1 protein-coding gene is annotated in these 18989 nt (G+C 73.9%); it reads left to right on the top strand.

Features of this window, described 5'->3' with window-relative positions; genetic code table 11:
• Positions 1 to 40 precede the first annotated feature (40 nt).
• Positions 41 to 18976 (top strand): non-ribosomal peptide synthase/polyketide synthase, encoded by an 18936-nt coding sequence (locus GWK25_RS22095; RefSeq protein ID WP_215452284.1) that lies wholly within the window; start codon positions 41 to 43, stop codon positions 18974 to 18976.
• Positions 18977 to 18989: the final 13 nt, after the last annotated feature.

Genomic DNA, 18989 nt, shown 5'->3' with positions numbered 1-18989 from the left:
CCTGGTCCGGGACCCCGACCCGCTGGGGAGGCTCGCGGCTGTGTGCGGTTCCGAGGAAGTTCTGTCCCATTGGCGGCGGTTGCTGACACCGCTCCCGCTCGAGATCGCGCTGCCCTCCGACCGGCCGCATCCGCCACATCCGCTGCCCGAACGGGACACGCGGGCGGTTACGGACCTCCCGGACGCCCCCGACACCGTCCGACTCGCGGCGTTCGTGGCGCTGTTGCACCGCTACACCGGTGCGACGGACCTGACGGTCGGTCATGGCGGGCTCCCGCTGCGGGTGTCCGTCGCGCACGAGCCGACGTTCGCCGAACTGGTGCGGCGGATGACCGAGGCGTGGGAGGACGCGGAGACCCACCGGGTGCCCGTCGGCCTGCTGGTGGAGGAGCTGCGCCCCCGGCCGACCCGGGGCGGCGGGCTGTTCTGCAACACGGCGTTCGGCACGGCGGACCGCCCGGCCGGTGAACTTCCGGCTCCGGTCGACGTGTTGCTGGAGGTGGACGGGGACTCGGCGCGCGCGTCGTACTCCCCCGCGCTCTTCGACGGCACCACGATCGAGCGGCTGCTCGGCCACTACCGCACCCTGCTCGCCGACGCCGTGGCCCGGCCCGCGATGCCCGTGGCCCGGCTGGACCTGATGTCCCGGGAGGAGTACGGGCAGGTCGTCCTCGACTGGAACGCGACCGCGCACACGGTGCCCGCGGACACCTGGCCGGCCATGTTCGCCGAGCAGGTTCGCCGGCGCCAAGAGGCCGTGGCGCTGGTCTTCGAGGACGAGGAACTCACCTACGCCGAGCTGGACGAACGCGCCAACCGCCTGGCGCACGCGCTGATCGCGCGGGGCGCGGGTCCCGAGCGGATCGTCGCCCTGGCGCTGCCGCGGTCCGCCGAACTGATCGTGGCCGAGGTGGCCGTCCTCAAGTCGGGCGCCGCCTATCTGCCGATCGACCACGACTACCCGGCGGACCGCATCGCGTACATGCTGGGCGACGCACGGCCCGTCTGCATGGTGACCACCGCCGAGACCGCGCGCGACCTCCCCGACCCGGAGGGGGGGTTGGCCCTCCTGGAGCTGGACTCGCCCGCCACGACGGCCGAGTTGGCGGGTCGCCCTGTCCACGATCCGACCGAGGCGGACCGCGGGGCGCCCCTCACGGTCCTCAACGCCGCCTATGTGATCTACACCTCCGGCTCGACCGGCCGCCCCAAGGGTGTCGTCCTCGCTCACGGCGGTGTCGCGAAGCTGGTGGCCACGCAGAGCGAGCGGTTCGGCATCGGCCCGCACAGCCGGGTGCTGCAGTTCGCCTCGCCCAGCTTCGACGTCGCCTTCTGGGACCTGTGCCTCGGACTGCTGTCCGGCGGCCGGCTGGTCGTCGTCCCGGCGGAGCGACGGGTGCCCGGGGCGCCGCTCGCCGACTACGCGAACGCGCACGGCATCACCTTCATGATCCTGCCGCCCGCGCTGCTCGCCGCCATGCCCGACGACATCGAACTGCCGCCCACTGCCACGCTGTTGGCGGGCACCGAGCGGGTCTCTCCCGAGCTGGTGGGCCGGTACGCGCGCGGGCGCATGATGTTCAACGCCTACGGTCCGACCGAGGCCACCACCAACTCCACGCTCGGGCTGTGCGATCCGGACATCCCGGCCGGGGCGATCGTCCCGATCGGTGTGCCCGACCCGGGGACCCGGGCGTACGTCCTGGACGCGTTCCTTCGGCCGGTCCCCGCCGGAGTCACCGGCGAGCTGTATCTGGGCGGCGCGGGCCTGGCGCGGGGCTATCTCGGCCGGCCGGACCTGACCGCCGAGCGGTTCGTCGCCGACCCGTTCGGAGAGCCCGGCGAGCGGCTCTACCGCACCGGTGACCTGGTGCGCTGGCGGGCGGACGGGCGGCTGGAGTTCCTGGGGCGCGCCGACGCCCAGGTCAAGATCCGCGGCTTCCGTATCGAGCCGGGCGAGATCGAGTCGGTGCTGCGCGGCCATCCGGCCGTCGACCAGGTCACGGTCGTCGTCCGCGAGGACCGCCCGGGCGACCGCCGTCTCGCCGCCTATGTCGTCCCGGCCCTCGACGCACCGCGTGACGCGGATCCCGACGCGCGCGTCGAGGAGTGGAAGGAACTGCACGAACTCCTCTACGGCGCGGCCGGCTCCGAGGACTCGGGCACCGAGGACACTGAGGGACTCGAGGGATCCGGGGAATCAGGGGGATCCGGCATCCGCGAGAACTTCGCGGGCTGGAACAGCATGTACGACGGCACGCCGATCCCCGTCGAGGAGATGCGCGAATGGCGCGCCGCGACCGTCGACCGGATCCGTGAACTCGGCCCGGCCCGGCGGGTGCTGGAGATCGGCGTCGGCAGCGGCCTGATCCTGTCCCGGATCGCACCCGACTGCGAGGCCTACTGGGGCACCGACCTCTCGGCGGAGGCCGTCGCGGCCCTGCGCGCACAGGTCGACACCGATCCGGAGCTGGCCGCGAAGGTCGAGCTGCGGACCGCGCCCGCCCATGACACCGACGGCCTGCCGGAGGGGTACTTCGGCACCGTCGTCATCAACTCCGTCGCCCAGTACTTCCCCGGCGAGGAGTACCTCGCCGACGTCCTGCGTCAGGTGTCGGGGCTGCTCGCCCCCGGCGGCCGTATCTTCGTCGGCGACGTCCGGAACCTGCGTCTGCTGCGCACGCTGCGTGCCGCCGTGGAGACCCGCCGGGCGACCGGCGGTGACGAGGACGACAAGAGCGCGCTGCGGGCGGCCGTCGAGCGGTCGGTGCGCTGGGAGGGCGAACTCCTGCTCGACCCGGACTTCTTCGCCGCCCTCGACGGTTTCGACGCGGACATCCGTCTCAAGCGGGCCGCCCACCACAACGAGCTGAGCCGGTACCGGTACGACGTCGTGCTGCGCCCGGGGACTCCGACGGCGGCCCGGGAGCTGCCGGAGGCGGACTGGTCGCAGGTCGGCGGCCTCGGCGGACTGGCGGGGCTGCTCGCCGGGCGACCGGACGGGCTCCGCGTCACGGGTGTGCCCAACGCACGCCTCGCGGACGACCTGGCGGACCTGCGACGGCTGGAGGGCAGCAGCAGGCAGGCGGCGGGCGGAACCGACCCCGAGGACCTGCACGCCCTGGCGGCCGAGCACGGCTACCGGGTGGCGCTCACCTGGAACGGCAACGCCGACGACGGCGCGTTCGACGCCGTGTTCGTCCTCGACGGTCCCTTCGGCCCGCTGTACCGGACGGCCGGTGTCCATCCGCACGCCAACCGGCCAGCGCCCTTCCGTGACGTGGGCGCCCTGATGCGGACGCTGCGCGGGCACGCCGCCGAGTGGCTGCCCGACTACATGGTCCCCTCGGCGTTCGTCCCGCTGCACGCCCTGCCCGTCACCCCCAGCGGCAAGATCGACGCGAGAGCGCTGCCGGCGCCGGACTACGCCACGATGAGCTCCGGACGCTCCCCGCGCTCCCCTCGGGAGCGGCTCCTGTGCTCGCTGTACGCCGAGGTGCTCGGCCTCGACGCGGTGACCGCCGAGGACGACTTCCTCGCGCTCGGCGGTGACAGCATCAGCGCCATCCAACTCCTCATCCGAGCGCGGGAGTCGGGGCTCAGGCTCACCACCCGTGACGTCTTCCGGCACCGCACGGTCGAGGCGCTGGCCGAGGCCGCCGTCGAACGGGTCGCCGACCACACCGCCGACGAGCCCCTGATCGAGGTCGGCCCGGCGGAACTCGCCGAGATCCAGGGCGCACATCCGCTGCCCGTCGCCGAACTGCTGCCGCTCACCCCGCTCCAGCAGGGCTTCTTCTTCCACGCCCTGACCGGCGGGGCCGACGGGGACACCTATGTCGTCCAACAGGTCCTGGACCTCGCCGGACCGGTCGACGCCGACGTGCTGCGCCGGGCCGCGCAGCGCCTGCTGGACCGGCACGCGCCGCTGCGGGCCGCGTTCCGCCAGCGCCCGGACGGCACCCCGGTGCAGATCATCACGCGGGACGCCGGACTTCCCTGGCGGGAGGTCGACCTGTCGTCCCAGGACGGCGAGGTCCGCGAGTCGCTGGGCGACGCGGTGGCCGCCGACGAGCGGGCCCGGGGCTTCGACCTGGCCGCGCCGCCGCTGCTGCGCTGCGCCCTGGTCCGGCTCGGCGAGCAGCGCAGCCGTCTGATGCTGACATTCCATCACATCATCGCGGACGGCTGGTCGTTGCCGGTACTGCACCGCGAACTCATGGCGTACTACGGCACCGACGCGCCCGCGCTGCCCGAGGTCGCTCCCTACCGCGGCTTCCTGCGCCGTCTCGCCGGGCAGGACCGTGAGACGGCGCGCGAGGTCTGGCGCGACGCGCTCGCCGGGCTGGAGGAGCCCACGCGGCTGGTCGTCGCCCCGGCCGACGGGGCACCCGTACAGCCCGAGCACGTCCGGGTGGAGCTGTCCGAGCGGACCACCGCGCGGCTCGCCGAGCGGGCCCGTGAGCACGGTGTCACCCTGGGCACGGTGGTGCAGGGCGCCTGGGGTCTGCTGCTGGGCCGGCTGACCGGCCGGGACGACGTGGTGTTCGGCACCACGGTCTCCGGACGCGACGGCGAGGTCGACGGCATCGCCACCATGGTGGGCCTGTTCATCAACACCCTTCCGACACGGTTGCGTTGGACACCCCGCGAGCCCCTCGGGACCCTGCTCGCGCGCCTCCAGGAGGAGCAGGCCCGGCTGCTCGACCACCAGCACCTGGGCCTCGCGGAGATCCAGCGGCTCACCGGGCACGCGGGCTCCGGTGAACTCTTCGACACCCTCGTCGTGTTCGAGAACTACCCCGCCGAGTCGGGCCTCGGGGACGCCTCGGGCACCGTACGCATCACCGGGGACGCCTTCCACGACGCGGTGCACTATCCGCTCGCCCTGGTCGTCAAGCCCGGTCGACGGCTCGACCTGAGGCTGAAGCACCACGCCGAGCGCCTCGACGGTGACACCGTCCGCGCCCTCGGCGACCGGCTGGTCCGTGTCCTGGAGGCCATCGCCGAGGCACCGGACCGGGCCGCCGCCTCCGTCGAACTGCTCTCCCCCGACGAGGCTCTGCGGGCGCACCCCGCCGGGGAAGAGCGCGTCGCCCCGGAGTCCACCCTGGCGGAGGTCTTCGCCGCGCAGGTCGCCCGGACACCGGACGCGACGGCCGTCGTCTTCGAGGACGAGCGGCTGAGCTACGCCGAACTGGACGCGCGGGCCGAGGCGTTGGCCGTACGGCTGCGTGGCCGGGGCGCGGGGCCCGGGGCGTTCGTGGCGGTCGCCGTGCCGCGCTCGGCGGAGCTGGTGGTGGCCCTGCTCGGCGTCCTGAAGTCGGGCGCCGCCTATCTGCCGGTGGACCTCGACTACCCGGCCGACCGGGTGGCGCACATGCTCGCCGACTCGGGCGCCACGACGGTGGTCACACTCGCCGCGACAGCCGCCCGGCTTCCCGGAGCGAGCCGGTCCGCCGGGGGGAACGTTCCTTCCGTCCTGCTGCTGGACACCGCCGACAGCGCGCCGACCGGGGACTCCCCCGCCCCCACGGCCGCCCTCGCCTCCGCGCGCCCCGACGACCCCGCCTACCTGATCTACACCTCCGGCTCGACCGGTCTGCCCAAGGGCGTCGTCGTCACCCACCGGGCCGTCGTGAACCGGCTGGCGTGGGCCCAGGGCGCGTACGGACTCGGCCCCGACGACCGGGTGCTGCAGAAGACGCCGTCCAGCTTCGACGTGTCCGTCTGGGAGTTCTTCTGGCCGCTCCTCGAAGGCGCGACCGTGGTGCTCGCCCGCCCGGACGGCCACCGCGACCCCGCCTACCTGGCCGAACTCGTACGGGCGCGGTCCATCACGACCATGCACTTCGTGCCGTCGATGCTGGAGGCCTTCCTGCAGCACGACGAGGTCACCGGCGACCCGACCTGGTCGGCGTCGCTGCGCCGCGTGCTGAGCAGCGGCGAGGCGCTGCCGGTCACCGCCGCGAGCCGCTGGCACGCGCTGACGGGTGTGCCGCTGCACAACCTCTACGGCCCGACCGAGGCGGCCGTCGACGTCACGTACCACCCGTATGCCCCCGACGAGGAGCCGGCCGGCGCGTCCGTGCCCATCGGGCGGCCCGTGTGGAACACCGGGCTCCGGGTCCTGGACACCTGTCTGCAGCCCGTTCCCGACGATGTCCCCGGCGAGCTGTACCTGACGGGCGTCCAGCTCGCCCGCGGCTACCACGCCAGGCCGGCGCTGACCGCCGAGCGGTTCACCGCCGACCCCTACGGGCCGCCCGGCAGCCGGATGTACCGCACCGGTGACCTGGTCCGGCGGCGCGCGGACGGCGTGATCGAGTACCTGGGCCGCACCGACCGGCAGGTCAAGCTGCGCGGCAACCGGATCGAGCTCGGCGAGATCGAGGCCGCGCTCGTGCGGCTGCCGGTCGTGGCGCAGGCAGCCGTGACGGTAGGGGACGACACCCTGGTCGCGTACGTCGTGCCCGCCGCAGACACCACCGACGTGGGCGACCTGCGCGAGGCCCTGGGCGGCACCCTCCCCTCCCCCATGGTGCCGAGCGCCTGGGTCGTCCTGGACGCGCTGCCGCTCACCCCCAGTGGCAAGCTGGACCGGGCCGCGCTGCCCGCCCCGCGGGCCGCGCGCGGCACCGTCACCCGGGCCCCGGGCAACGCCCGGGAGCAGGTGCTCGTCGAGATCTTCGCGGCCGTGCTGAAGCTCCCCGAGGTCGGGGTCGACGACGACTTCTTCCACCTCGGCGGCGACAGCATCAGCTCGATCGCCGTCTCCAGCCGGGCCCGCCGGGCGGGTCTGGCGATCGGCCCGCGCGAGGTGTTCGAGCACCGCACGCCCGCGGCGCTCGCGGCGACGGCGGCCGTGGACGACTCGGCCGCCGGGGACGGCCCCGCCGAGTCCGCGTTCGCGCTGACCGAGGAGGAGCGTGAGCGCGTCGAAGGGCTCGCGCCGGGCCGGATCGAGGACGTGTGGCCCCTCGCCCCGCTCCAGGAGGGCCTGTTCTTCCACTCGAACTTCGACGACAGCGCCCTGGACGTCTACACCGTCCACGAGTCGTTCGACTTCGCCGAACCCGTCGACGCCGGGCGGCTGTCGGCCGCCGTGCGCACGCTGCTGGGCCGCAACCCCAGCCTGCGTGCCGGGTTCACCAGTGAGGGGCTGCGCCAGCCGGTGCAGTTCATCGTGCGCGACGCCGACATCCCGCTGAGAGAAGTGGATCTGGCGGGGCTCCCGGCGGCCGAACAGGATCTCCGGATGAGCGAGTTGCTGGAGGAGTCGAGGGCGCAGCGGTTCGACCTCACCCGCCCGCTGCTCTTCCGGATGCTGCTCGTGCGGCTCGGCGAGGAGCGCGGCGACCGGCTGATCGTCGGCCGTCACCTGATCCTGTGGGACGGCTGGTCGGCCTGGCTCTTCCTGGACCAGCTGTTCGCGCTGTACGAGAGCGGGGGCGACCCGGCGGGCCTGGACCGCCCCGGCTCGTACCGCGACTACCTGACCTGGCTGGAGCGACAGGACGACGCCGAGGCGACCCGCGCCTGGCGGGCGGCCCTGTCCGGCTTCGAGGAGCCCACGCTGCTGGTGCCGGCCGCCTCCGACCGGGGCCGGGAGCCGGTGATCCCGCGGCAGCTGGACGCCGTGCTGGACACGGCGGTCGCGCGGCGGCTGCGCGACACCGCGCGCGCCCACGGTCTGACCCTCAACACCGTGCTCAACGCCGCCTGGGGGCTGGTCCTGACGGGCGCGACCGGCCGCGACGACATCGCCTTCGGTACGACGGTCGCCGGGCGGCCGAGTGAGGTGCCGGACGTCGAGAACGTCATCGGCATGTTCCTCAACACCGTGCCCGCGCGCATCGCCTTCGACCCGCGCGAGCCGGTCCTGGACCTGCTGCGCCGGGTCCAGGGCGAGCGGCTGGAGGTCATGCCGTACGAGTACCTGGGCCTGGGTGTGCTCCAGGCCGAGACCGGCCACCGGCGGCTGTTCGACACGCTGTTCGTGCTGCGCAACGCCGACACGGACGAGCGGCTCGCCGAGCTGCGCGCGCGGCACGGCGCGACGGCCGTGGCCAATGTCGACGCCACGCACTATCCGGCGAACCTGGTGGTGACCCCCGGCGAACAGGTCCGGGTGACGCTGGCCTACCGGCCCGACCTGCTGGAAGACACGTACGCCCAGGGCCTGTTGGACCGTTTCGTGCTGCTGGTCGGCCGGCTGGTGGCGGACCCGACCGCCCCCGTCGGCTCGTTGGACGCCCTGCTGCCGGCCGAGGCCGCCGCGCTGGCCCGCGAGGAGGCCGAGCAGCGGCAGCCCGTGCCGCACGAGACGGTCGCGGACATGCTGGCCGCGCAGGCCGCCCGCACCCCGGACGCGACCGCTCTGGTCTTCGGCGCGCGGACCCTGACGTACGCCGAACTCGACGCGCGCTGCGACCGGATGGCCCGGCTGCTGCTCGCGCGGGGCGCCGGACCGGAGCAGGTGATCGCGCTCGGGCTGCCGCGCTCGATCGACATGGTGGTGGCGCTGTTCGCGGTGCTGCGCACGGGGTCGGCGTACCTGCCGCTGGAGCTGGACCACCCCGCCGACCGGCTGTCGCTGATGCTGGCCGACGCCCGCCCGCTGCTCCTGCTGTCCACCGAGGCCGTGTCGCGGACGCTGACGGGCGACACGCCGCGCGTGCTGCTCGACGACCCGGCGGTGGCGGCCGAGCTGGCGGCCTTCCCGGCGGGCCCGGTGCCGGTGTCGTTCAGCCTGGACCACCCTGCGTACGTCATCTACACCTCGGGATCCACGGGCCGCCCCAAGGGTGTCGTGACGCCGTACATCGGTCTGACGAACATGCAGCTCAACCACCAGAAGGAGATCTTCGCGCCGGCGATCGCGTCGGCTGGCGGCCGGCGGCTGCGGATCGCCCACACGGTGTCGTTCGCGTTCGACATGTCCTGGGAGGAGCTGCTGTGGCTCGTCGAGGGGCATGAGGTGCACATCTGCGACGAGGAGCTGCGGCGGGACGCGACCGCACTGGTGGCGTACTGCGAGGAACACCGGGTCGACGTCGTCAACGTGACTCCCACCTACGCCCATCTCCTCATCGAGGAGGGCCTGTTGGAGGGGCACCGGCCGCCGTTGGTGCTGCTCGGCGGCGAGGCCGTCACCGAGACGGTGTGGAACACCCTGCGGGACACCGAGGGCACGTACGGCTACAACCTGTACGGCCCGACCGAGTACACCATCAACACCCTCGGCGGCGGCACGGCGGACAGCGCGACCCCGACCGTGGGCCGGCCGATCCGCGCCACCCGCGCGCGCATCCTCGACACCTGGCTGCGGCCGGTGCCGGACGGGGTGGCGGGCGAGCTGTACATCGCGGGTGTCGGCCTGGCGCGCGGCTATCTCGACCGGCCGGGACTGACCGCCGAGCGTTTCGTGGCGGACCCGTACGGGCTGCCGGGTGAGCGCATGTACCGTACCGGCGACCTGGTGCGCCGGCGCGCCGACGGCAACCTGGACTTCCTCGGCCGTACCGACGACCAGGTCAAGATCCGGGGCCACCGGGTCGAGCTGGGCGAGATCGAGACCGCGCTCGCCCAGCACCCCGAGGTGTCCCAGGCGGCCGTGATCGCCCGCGACGACACCTCGGCGCCGGGTACGAAGCGGCTCGTGGGCTACGTCGTGCCCGCCGAACTCGACGAGGACGCCCGGGACTCGGCCGAACGGGAGCAGATCGGTGAGTGGCGGGAGATCTACTCCGCCGAGTACACCGAGATCGGCACCGCCCTGTTCACCGAGGACTTCGCGGGCTGGGACAGCTCCTACGACGGCACGCCGATCCCCGTGGAACACATGCGGGAGTGGCGCGAGGCCACCGTGGAACGCATCCGCGAGCTGGGGCCGCGCCGCATCCTGGAGATCGGCGTCGGCTCGGGTCTGCTGCTGTCGAAGCTCGCCCCGGACGCGGAGGCCTACTGGGCGACCGACTTCGCCGCGCCCGTGATCCGCAAGCTCACCGAAGGTGTGGCCGGCGACCCGGTGCTGGCGGGCAAGGTCGAACTCCGCTGCCAGGCGGCCGAGGTGACCGACGGCCTGCCCACCGGGTTCTTCGACACGATCGTCATCAACTCCGTCGTCCAGTACTTCCCGAGCCTGGACCACCTCCACCAGGTGATCCGGGGTGCCCTCGGCCTGCTCGCGCCCGGCGGTGCCCTGTTCCTCGGTGACGTCCGCGACCTGCGCCAGGCCCGGGTGTTCCAGTCCGGCATCCAGGCCGCCCGCGCCGACGCGGACACCGAGCCCGAGGCCCTGCGCCGGGCCGTGGAGCGGGGTCTGGCGCTGGAGAAGGAACTCCTCGTCGACCCGGACTGGTTCACCACGCTCGGTGTCGGCGTGGACCTGCGCACCAAGGCGGGCCGCCACCACAACGAGCTGACCCGCTACCGGTACGACGTGGTGCTCTACGAGGGGCCCGCCGGTCTCTCGCTGGACGGTGTCCCGGCCGTCGACTGGACCGGACGGGAGGCGCTCCTCGACCGGCTCGACGGCGGCGGACCGCTGCGGGTGCGGGGCGTCCCGGACGCCCGTACCGCCGGTGACCTCGCCGGGCTGCGGGCCCTGGACACCGGTCGTCCGTCACCCGTCGCCGCGACCGGCGTGGAACCGGAGGACCTGCGGGAGACCGCGGCAGCGCGCGGCTACCGGCTGCTCACCACCTGGTCCGCCGAACCCGGCGCCTACGAGGCCGTGTTCGTGCCCGGCACCGACACCGCCCGCACGGCCGGCCTGTACCGGCCGCGCGCCGACCGCGACGCCACCGCTCCGTACGCCAACACGCCGGCGGCCGGACGCGGCCACACCGCGCTCGTCCGGCGGCTGCGCGAGGACCTCGGACAGCGGCTGCCCGGCTACATGGTGCCCGCCGCGTTCGTGGTGCTGCCCGGCCTGCCGATGAACGACAACGGCAAGCTGGACGTGCGCGCCCTGCCGGACGCCGAGCCGGCAGTCGCCCTGTCGGCCGGGCGCGGCCCGCGCACCCCCGTCGAGGAGGTGCTGTGCCGGCTCTTCGCCGAGGTGCTGGGGCTGCCCCGTACCGGCGCCGAGGACAACTTCTTCGACCTGGGCGGCCACTCGCTGCTCGCGACCCGGCTGATCAGCCGCGCCCGCACCGAACTGGGCGCCGAGCTGGCCATCCGTGACCTGTTCGAGGCGACCACCCCGGAGGCGCTGGCGCTGCGGGCGGGCACCGGACGTCCCGCGCGGCCCGCTCTGCGGACGGTCGCCGAGCGGCCCGAGCGTGTCCCGCTGTCGGCGGCGCAGCGGCGGCTGTGGCTGGTGGAGCGGCTCGCCGGCGGCGGGGTGGCCTACAACTTCCCCCTGGTCTTCCGGCTGCGCGGCGAGCTGGACCTCGACGCGCTGCGGGCGGCCCTCAGTGATGTGACGGACCGTCATGAGGCTCTGCGCACCCGCTTCCTGGAGGAGGACGGCGAGCCCTATCAGTGGATCGTGGCGCCGGGCGCCGCCGAGCCCGCCTTCCAGGTCGTCGAGGCCGTCGAGGAGGACCTGGCGAGCCGGATCGAGGCGGCACAGCGGCGGCCCTTCGACCTGAGCACCGAACTGCCGGTGCGCGCGGAGGTGTTGCGGCTCGGGCCCGCCGAGCACGTGGTGGCGTTGGTCCTGCACCACATCGCCACCGACGAGTGGTCGGACCGGCCGTTCCTCGCCGATCTCACCACCGCGTACCGGGCGCGGGTCGAGGGCCACGCTCCGCGGTGGGCACCGTTGCCGGTGCAGTACGCCGACTACACCCTCTGGCAGGACGCGCTGCTCGGGCAGGTCGGTGCGGCTCAACTCGCCCACTGGACAGACGCGTTGCGGGGGCTGCCCGAGGAGCTGGCGCTGCCGCTGGACCGGCCCCGGCCGGACGCGCCCACCGGGCGGGGCGGCAAGGTGCGTCTGGAGCTGACCCCCGCCACGGGGCGGGCGCTGCGCGAGCTGTCCGCCGCCACGAACACCAGTATGTTCATGCTGTTCCAGGCGGCCACGGCGGCGCTGCTGCACCGACTGGGTGCCGGGGACGACATTCCGCTCGGGGCTCCCATCGCGGGGCGTACGGACGACGCGCTCGACGACGTGGTCGGCTTCTTCGTCAACACGCTGGTGCTGCGCACCGATCTGTCGGCCACCGAGGACGGTCCGTCCGACTTGACGTTCACGCAGCTTCTGGGTCGCGTCCGGGAGTCGGCACTCCAGGCGTTCGAGCACCAGGACCTGCCGTTCGACCACGTCGTGGAGGCCGTGAACCCGCCCCGGGTCACCGGCCGCAACCCGCTCTTCCAGGTCATGCTCGGCTACCACTACCGGCCCGACGGCGACCCGGACGTGCTGGACATGCCGACCGAGTGGTTCGACATGGACACCGGCATGGCCAAGTTCGACCTACACTTCACCTTCGTCGACGAGGTGGGACCAGGCCGTCTCACGCTGCTGCTGGAGTACGCGCTCGACCTCTACGACGACGAGACGGCCCGGCGTACGGCCGGGCGGCTGGCGCGGCTGCTGGAGCAGGTCGCCGACGCGCCGGACACGCCCGTCCGGGAGCTGGAGGTGCTGGAGGAGGCCGAGCGGGAGTCGGTGCTGGTCCGGTGGAACGACACCGGACGCGAGGTGCCCGCGACCACCCTGCCGGAGCTGTTCCGCGCCCAGGTGGCGCGGACTCCCGACGCCCTGGCACTCGTGCACGACGAACAGCGCCTGACGTACGCGGAGTTGGACGAGCGGGTCGAGCGCACCGCGCGGGTGCTGGCCGGGATGGGCGTGGGTCCGGAGCGCACGGTGGCGGTGGCGCTGCCGCGTTCGGTGGACCTGGTGGTCGCCCTGCTGGCGGTGCACCGGGCCGGTGGCGCCTATCTGCCCCTGGAGGCGGACCAGCCACGGGAACGGCGGGCGCTCATGCTGGAGGAGGCCCGGCCGGTGTGCGTCGTCGAGGACGCGCTGCCGCAGGGCCCCGAGGGTGAACTCCCCACCGGGTACGACCCGGCGAACCCGGCCTATGTGATCTACACCTCCGGTTCGACCGGCCGCCCCAAGGGGGTGGTCGTACCGCACGAGGGCATCGTCAACCGGCTGCTGTGGATGCAGGACGCGTACGGGCTCGGTCCCGACGACCGGGTGCTGCAGAAGACCCCGGCCGGCTTCGACGTGTCGGTGTGGGAGTTCTTCTGGCCGCTCGTCACCGGCGCCGCGCTGGTGGTCGCCCGGCCGGACGGCCACCGGGACCCGGCGTATCTGACCCGGGTGATCCGCGAGCAGGGCGTGACCACCACGCACTTCGTGCCGTCGATGCTCCAGGTGTTCCTGGAGGAGCCGACCGCCTCGCGCTGCACGGGTCTGCGTCGGGTGATGTGCAGTGGCGAGGCGCTGCCGCCGGCGGTGGCGACACGCTTCCACGAGGTGCTTCCGGCGGAGCTGCACAACCTGTACGGGCCGACGGAGGCCTCGGTCGACGTCACGGCCGGCCGGGTGCCGCCGGGTGCCGACCGGGTGGTGATCGGGCGTCCCGTGTGGAACACCCGGGCCTACGTCCTCGACGCGGCGCTGCGGCCGGTGCCGCCCGGTGTGGCGGGTGAGCTCTATCTGTCGGGCGTCCAGCTCGCCCGGGGCTACCTCGACCGTCCCGGGCTCACGGCCGAGCGGTTCGTCGCGGACCCGTACGGCGGGCCGGGCGCACGGATGTACCGGACGGGCGACCTGGCCCGTTGGCTGCCCGACGGCACCCTCGACTTCCTCGGCCGGACCGACCACCAGGTCAAGATCCGTGGTGTGCGCATCGAGCCCGGGGAGGTCGAGGCCGTGCTCGCGCGGCACGGGTCCGTCGCCCACGCGGTCGTCGTCCCCCACGACGAGCGGCTCGTCGCGTACGTCGTCCCCGCCACAGGAGGAGCCGCCGACCCGGCGGTCCTGCGGGCCCACACCGCCGCCGCCCTGCCCGAGCACATGGTGCCCGCGGCGGTCGTCGTCCTCGACGCGCTGCCGTTGACGTCCAACGGCAAGCTGGACCGGCGGGCGCTGCCGGCGCCGGACTTCACGGTGGGCAGCGGCGTCGGCGGCCGAGGGGGGAGTCCGCGCGAGGAGATCCTGCGTGGTCTGTTCACCCAGGTACTGGGCGTGGACCGGGTCGGCGTCGACGACGACTTCTTCGCGCTGGGCGGTCATTCGCTGCTGGCCATGCGGCTGGTCGCCGGCGTCCGGGCCGCGTTCGGGTCCGAGGTGTCGCTGCGCACGGTGTTCGACGCGCCGACGGTGGCCCGGCTCGCGCGGCGGCTGGCCGACACGGCGGACGCGGCGGGGGCCGCCCGCCCGGCGCTGACGGTCCGGGAGCGCCCCGAGCGGCTGCCGCTGTCCTCCGCCCAGCAGCGTCTGTGGGTGCTGTACCAGGTGGAGGGCCCCAGCGCGACGTACAACATCCCCTCGGCCTGGCGGCTGACGGGCGCGCTGGACGTCGAGGCGCTGCGGGCTGCCGTGCACGATCTGGTCGTCCGGCACGAGACGCTGCGCACGGTCTTCCCCGACGACGGGGGCCGGGCCCACCAGCTGGTCCTGGCGCCCGAGGACGTCCGGGTGCCGTTCGAGGTCGTCGACACGGACGACGAGCTGCTGCCCGAGCTGCTGGCGGAGGCCGGCGCGTACGGCTTCGCGCTGGAGCGTGAACTCCCGCTGCGGGTCCATGTGTTCCGCACCGGCGAGGAGGAGTGGACCGTCCTGCTACTCCTGCACCACATCGCCGGGGACGAGTGGTCCGAGGGACCGCTGCACCGGGACCTCGGACTCGCCTACGCCGCCCGTACGGCCGGACGCGCGCCCGAGTGGGAGCCGCTGCCGGTCCAGTACGCCGACTACACGCTGTGGCAGCGGGACGTCCTCGGCGACGAGAAGGACGGGCGCAGCCTCGCGGCACGGCAGGTCGCATACTGGAAGCAGGCGCTGGCCGGGCTGCCCGAGGAGCTGGCGCTGCCCGTGGACCGGCCGCGTCCGCTGGAGTCCACCTACCGGGGCGGCTCCGCCGACCTGTCGCTGGACGCCGGGCTCGCCGCCGCGCTGGACGGGTTGGCCCGGGAGAACGGGGTCAGTGTGTTCATGGTGCTCCAGGCGGCCGTGGCCACGCTCCTGTCCCGGCTCGGCGCGGGTGACGACATCCCCATCGGCAGCCCGATCTCCGGGCGCACCGACACGGGGCTGGACGACCTGGTCGGGTTCTTCCTCAACACGCTGGTGCTGCGCACCGACACCTCCGGTGACCCGACGTTCCGGGAGCTGCTCGGCCGCGTCCGGGAGACCGACCTGGCGGCCTTCGACCACCAGGACGTGCCCTTCGAGCGGCTGGTGGAGGTGCTCAACCCGGCCCGCTCCCTCGCCCGTCACCCGCTGTTCCAGGTGATGGTCGTGTATCTCGCGTCCGGCGACGAGACGGGGCTGTCCGGCCTGGCCGGTCTGGCGGCCCGCCGGGACGAGGTGGCGCAGACGACCGCCAAGTTCGACCTGTCCTTCGACTTCGTCGAGCGAGGCGACGGCACCGGCGTGGACGGTGTCCTGGAGTACAGCGCCGATCTGTTCGACCCGGCCACCGCCCAGTCGTTCGCGGACCGGCTGCGGCGCGTCCTGCGCGCCGTGACCGCCGATCCGGACACCCCGCTCGGCGGCATCGACATCCTCGCCCCGGACGAGCGGGCCCGGCTGCTCGGCGGCTGGCACAGCACGCCGGTTGTCGGCGAACCCACCACGGTGCCCGCGCTCTTCGAGGAGCGGGCGCACCTGCACGGCGACCTGCCCGCCGCGGCCTCCGACGGCGTGGAGCTGACCTTCGCCGAACTCAACGCGGACGCCAACCGGTTGGCCCGGCTGCTCGTCGAGTCGGGCGCCGGACCCGAGCGGTTCGTCGCGCTCGCGCTGCCGCGCACCGCGCACTTCCTCACCGCCGTCCTCGCGGTGCACAAGGCGGGAGCGGCGTACCTGCCGCTCGACCCGGACGCCCCGGCCGAGCGTACGGCCGACGTCCTCGCCGACGCCGGTCCGGTCCTCACCGTGACGACCCGCGCATCCGGCGCCGGACTGCCGCCCGGCACCGCCGCGCTGCGGCTGGACGATCCCGGCACCCGGGAGCGGCTCGCGGCCCAGGACCCGGCCGACCTCACCGACGCCGACCGCCGCGCGCCGCTGACGCCCCGCCACCCGGCGTACGTCATCTACACCTCGGGCTCCACCGGCCGCCCGAAGGGTGTCGTGATCACCCACGAGACGCTCGGCAACCTGTTCCACAGCCACCGCCGGACGCTGTACGAGCCCGCGATCGAGGCGGCCGGGCGGCGCCATCTGCGGGTCGGCCACGCCTGGTCGTTCTTCTTCGACGCGTCCTGGCAGCCCCAGCTGTGGCTGCTGGACGGGCACTGCGTGCATGTGCTGTCGGAGGAGGTCCGGCGCGACCCGGAGCTGGTGACCGAGGCCGTGCTCCGGCACCGCTTCGACTTCCTGGAGGTCACGCCGTCGTTCTTGGCGCAGATGGCCGACAGCGGGCTGCTGCGGGGCGGCGACTGCCCGCTCACGGTCGTCGGCGTGGGCGGCGAGGCGGTCCCCGTGGCCCTGTGGAAGCGGCTGTCCGAACTGCCCGGAACCGAGGCGTTCAACCTGTACGGGCCGACCGAGTCGACCGTGGACGCCCTCGTGGGACGCGTCCGCGACAGTGAACGGCCGCTGGTGGGGCGGCCGGTGGCCGGCACCCGGGCGTACGTCCTCGACGACCGGCTGCGGCCGGTGCCGCCCGGCGTTCCCGGTGAGCTGTATCTGGCGGGCGGCGGTCTCGCCCGGGGTTATCTGGGCAGCCCGGGTCTGACGGCGGAGCGGTTCGTGGCCGACCCGTTCGGTCCGGCCGGATCACGGCTGTACCGCACCGGCGACCTGGCCCGCTGGACGGGTGACGGACGGATCGACTATCTCGGCCGCGCCGACGACCAGGTCAAGATCCGCGGTTTCCGGATCGAGCCCGCCGAGATCGAGGCCGCGCTGACCGCTCATCCGGAGGTCGCCCAGGCATTGGTGACGGTCCATCAGGACGGGTCGCGCAAGCTGCTCGTGGCCCATGTCGTGGCGGCCCCGGGCCGGGAGCCCGAGTCGGCGGCGCTGCGCGCCCATGTCGCCGGACGGCTCCCCGACCACATGGTCCCGGCGGCCGTGGTCGTGCTGGAGCGGTTCCCGCAGCTGGCCAACGGCAAGCTGGACCGGTCCGCCCTGCCCGCGCCGGACTTCTCCGCGCTGTCCTCGGGACGGGCACCCTCGACGCCCGTGGAGGAGATGCTGTGCACGGTGTTCGCGGAGGTGCTGGGGCTCGAACGGGTCGGTGCGGACGACGACTTCTTCGCCCTCGGCGGTGACAGCATCGTCGCCATGCAGCTCGTGGGCCGGGCCCGCGCGGCGGGACTGAGGATCAGCCCGAGGCTGGTCTTCCGGCACCGCACCCCGGCCGCGCTGGGCACGGTCGCCGAGGCGGCCGACATGTCGGCGCCGCGCCCGGCGGACGACGGCACCGGCACGGTGCCGCTCACCCCGGTCATGCACTGGCTGCGCGAACTCGGCGGCCCCTTCGCCTCCTACCACCAGGCGGCCCTGGTCCGCACTCCGGCGGCCCTGGACCTGCCCGGTCTGACCGCCGTGCTGCGGGCGCTCGCCGACCGGCACGACCTGCTGCGGGCCACCCTGGTCCGGCCCTCCGTCGAGGACACCGAGCAGTGGTCGCTGCACGTGCCGCGCGTCGGCACGGTCGACCCGGCCGACTGGATCGAACGGGTCGACGTCCGCGGTCTGGACGCGACCGCGCTCGGCGAGGCCGTACGCGAACACACCGTCGCGGCACGGTCGTTGCTCGATCCCGATACCGGGATCATGGTCAGGGCGGTGTGGTTCGACGCCGGCGACGCTCCGGGGCGGCTGCTGCTGATGGGCCACCACCTCGTCGTGGACGGTGTGTCCTGGCGGGTGCTGCTTCCGGACCTCGCGGCGGCCTGGCAGGACGTGTCGGCCGGACGGCCCGTCGGGCTGCTGCCCGTCGAGACCTCCTTCGCCCGCTGGTCGAGGCTGCTCACAGAGCTGGCCCAGCGTCCCGAGCGGGAGGCCGAACTCCCCGTGTGGGAGGCGATTCTCGCCGAGGGCGCCGCCTCCCTGCCGCTGTCCCGGGACCGCGACCCCGACCGCGACACCAGCGCCACCCGGCGCGAGGTCGTCCTCCGGCTGCCCGCCGAGCACACCGGCCCCCTGCTGTCGGCGGTGCCCGCCGCGTTCGGTGCCGCCGTCAACGACGTCCTGCTCGCCGGGCTCGCGCTCGCCTTCGCGGACCGGCGACGCCGGGACGGCGGCACGGACACCTCGGTCCTCGTCGACCTCGAAGGTCACGGACGTGAGGAGGAGTTGGGCGGCGACGGGATCGACCTGTCCCGTACGGTCGGCTGGTTCACCAGCGTCTACCCGGTCCGGTTGGATCCGGGACCGGCCGACCCCGCCGATGCCTTCGCCGGGGGCCCGGCGGCGGCCGAAGCCGTGCGCCGGGTGCGGGAGCATCTGGCGGCGCTGCCCGCGAACGGGGTGGGCTACGGGATGCTGCGGCACCTCAACCCCCGTACCCGCGAGGTGCTGGCGGCCTACGAGCCGCCGCGCGTCGAGTTCAACTACCTGGGCCGGTTCGGCATCCCGGAGGAGACGGACTGGTCGTACGCGCCGGAGGAGGACGCGGCGGACATCGGGTCGGAGGACTCGATGCGGGAGGGTCACGCGCTGGAGATCAACGTGGTGGCCGAGGACCGGGCGGACGGGCCGGTGCTGGCCGCGCACTGGTCGTATCTGGAAGGACTGCTGCCGCGCGACACGGTCCAGGATCTCGCCGAGACCTGGTTCCGGGCCCTACGGGGACTCGTCGCGTGGGCCGAGCGGAACCCGAAGTAGAAAGAGGAGTGGC

The organism is Streptomyces sp. ATCC 21386 (genome assembly GCF_018728545.1).
In the GTDB taxonomy this organism is placed as follows: domain Bacteria; phylum Actinomycetota; class Actinomycetes; order Streptomycetales; family Streptomycetaceae; genus Streptomyces.
The sequence above is the reverse complement of the archived record's forward strand: the minus strand, read 5'-3'. Positions and strand labels throughout refer to the sequence as shown.